Here is a 2,171-nt window from a genome sequence, read left to right on the forward strand (position 1 = left end):
AAGGCCTTCGCCTTCGACCAGATCGACAAGGCGCCGGAAGAGCGTGAGCGTGGTATCACCATCAACACCTCCCACGTAGAATACGACACCGCTACCCGTCACTACGCTCACGTAGACTGCCCGGGTCACGCCGACTACGTTAAGAACATGATCACCGGTGCTGCCCAGATGGACGGCGCAATCCTGGTAGTAGCTGCTACCGACGGCCCGATGCCGCAGACCCGTGAGCACATCCTGCTGGGTCGCCAGGTAGGCGTTCCGTACATCATCGTGTTCATGAACAAGTGCGACATGGTTGATGACGAAGAGCTGCTCGAGCTGGTAGAGATGGAAGTGCGTGAGCTGCTGTCCGAGTACGACTTCCCGGGCGACGACCTGCCGGTCGTACGTGGCTCTGCCCTGAAGGCGCTGGAAGGCGAAGCTCAGTGGGAAGAGAAGATCCTGGAGCTGGCCGGTCACCTGGATACCTACATCCCGGAGCCGGAGCGTGCCATCGACATGCCGTTCCTGATGCCGATCGAAGACGTATTCTCCATCGCCGGTCGTGGTACTGTCGTTACCGGTCGTGTAGAGCGCGGTATCGTGAAGGTAGGTGAAGAAGTTGAAATTGTTGGTATCAAAGAGACCACCAAGACCACCTGTACCGGTGTTGAAATGTTCCGTAAGCTGCTGGACGAAGGTCGTGCAGGTGAGAACGTTGGCGCCCTGCTGCGTGGCGTGAAGCGTGAAGACGTAGAGCGTGGTCAGGTACTGGCGAAGCCGGGCACCATCACCCCGCACACCAAGTTCGAGTCCGAAGTATACGTACTGTCCAAGGAAGAAGGTGGTCGTCACACCCCGTTCTTCAAGGGCTACCGTCCGCAGTTCTACTTCCGTACTACCGACGTGACCGGTACCATCGAACTGCCGGAAGGCGTAGAGATGGTCATGCCGGGCGACAACATCAAGATGGTTGTTACCCTGATCTGCCCGATCGCGATGGACGACGGTCTGCGCTTCGCAATCCGTGAAGGTGGCCGTACTGTTGGCGCCGGCGTTGTAGCCAAGGTTATCGAGTAATCGAACCTTGCTCATACGCACTCAAGGGGTGGCTTCGGCCACCCCTTTTGTTTTTCTGTGTATTCCCCTGTGCCATAATTCTCGGCGCACTTTTCTTAGAGGTAGTCACAGTGGCCAAGCCCGCAATTTTTCTCGACCGTGATGGTGTCATCAACGAAGACACCGGTTATATCAGCCAGGTGGATGATTTTCACTTTTTGCCCGGCACTATAGAAGCGCTGCAGCTCCTGAAAAAGAAGGGTTATCTCCTGGTGCTGGTCACCAACCAGTCCGGCATCGCTCGAGGTTATTTCAGTGAAGATGACTTTATGAACCTCACCGAATGGATGGATTGGTCCCTGGCGGATCGTGATGTGGATCTGGATGGTATCTACTTCTGCCCCCATCACCCGGAGCATGGGCCTGCTTGCGATTGCCGCAAGCCCGAGCCGGGCATGCTGCTGGCTGCTGCGAGGGAGTTAGGGATCGATCTGGCTGCCTCTTATATGGTGGGTGACAAGACCGCCGATATTCAGGCTGGAATCAAGGCAGGGGTGGGCAAGACGGCGTTGGTTCGTACTGGTAAAGCTCTCACCGAGCAGGGCATGGCGCTGGCGAGCGAGGTGTTTGATGATCTGCTGGGGTTTGCCAAAAGCATCCCGTCATTGAAGTAAATAGGGTGTTTTGATGGTTTGTTGAGCGAATGAGCGCTAAAGTGTGATTTTTCTCATAATCCCTATTGCCACGGCGCGCGAACTCCCTATAATGCGCCTCCATCGACAGGGCAGCGCCGCCACAGCAGCGAGCCGGTCGATGAGTGAAAAAGCCTTGTAAAATAAGGCTTGACTCACAAGGCGGGAAGCGTAGAATGCCACTCCCGTCGCGATGCAAATCGCGCTGTTCTTTAACAAATTGAATCAAGCAATCTGTGTGGGCACTCGCAGGATTGAAGCATCAAAAACAATTTTTGATATTTCAATGTCTGATGAAGTGACCAAGCAAGACTTCTTTGGAAGTCAGCAACAGTTAATTCAGCAATTCATTGAGCCCAAACTTAAATTGAAGAGTTTGATCATGGCTCAGATTGAACGCTGGCGGCAGGCCTAACACATGCAAGTCGAGCGGCAGCGGGA

Annotated in this window: 2 protein-coding genes and 1 rRNA gene; all 3 read left to right on the forward strand. The window is 54.7% G+C overall.

Annotated features, from left to right (window positions below):
• Positions 1 to 1,059: elongation factor Tu (tuf, locus tag AB5Y48_RS18315; RefSeq protein WP_368165408.1), on the forward strand; the 1,059-nt coding region annotated here is incomplete at its 5' end.
• Positions 1,060 to 1,169: 110 nt separating this feature from the next.
• A complete protein-coding gene (gmhB, locus tag AB5Y48_RS18320) occupies positions 1,170 to 1,712 on the forward strand; it encodes a D-glycero-beta-D-manno-heptose 1,7-bisphosphate 7-phosphatase (RefSeq protein WP_050666779.1) in 543 nt (180 codons plus the stop codon).
• A 382-nt stretch (positions 1,713 to 2,094) separates the two neighbouring features.
• Positions 2,095 to 2,171 (forward strand): 16S ribosomal RNA (locus tag AB5Y48_RS18325); the annotation flags it as partial.

This window comes from Aeromonas sp. R6-2 (genome assembly GCF_040908155.1).
Classification (GTDB): Bacteria; Pseudomonadota; Gammaproteobacteria; order Enterobacterales; family Aeromonadaceae; genus Aeromonas; species Aeromonas schubertii.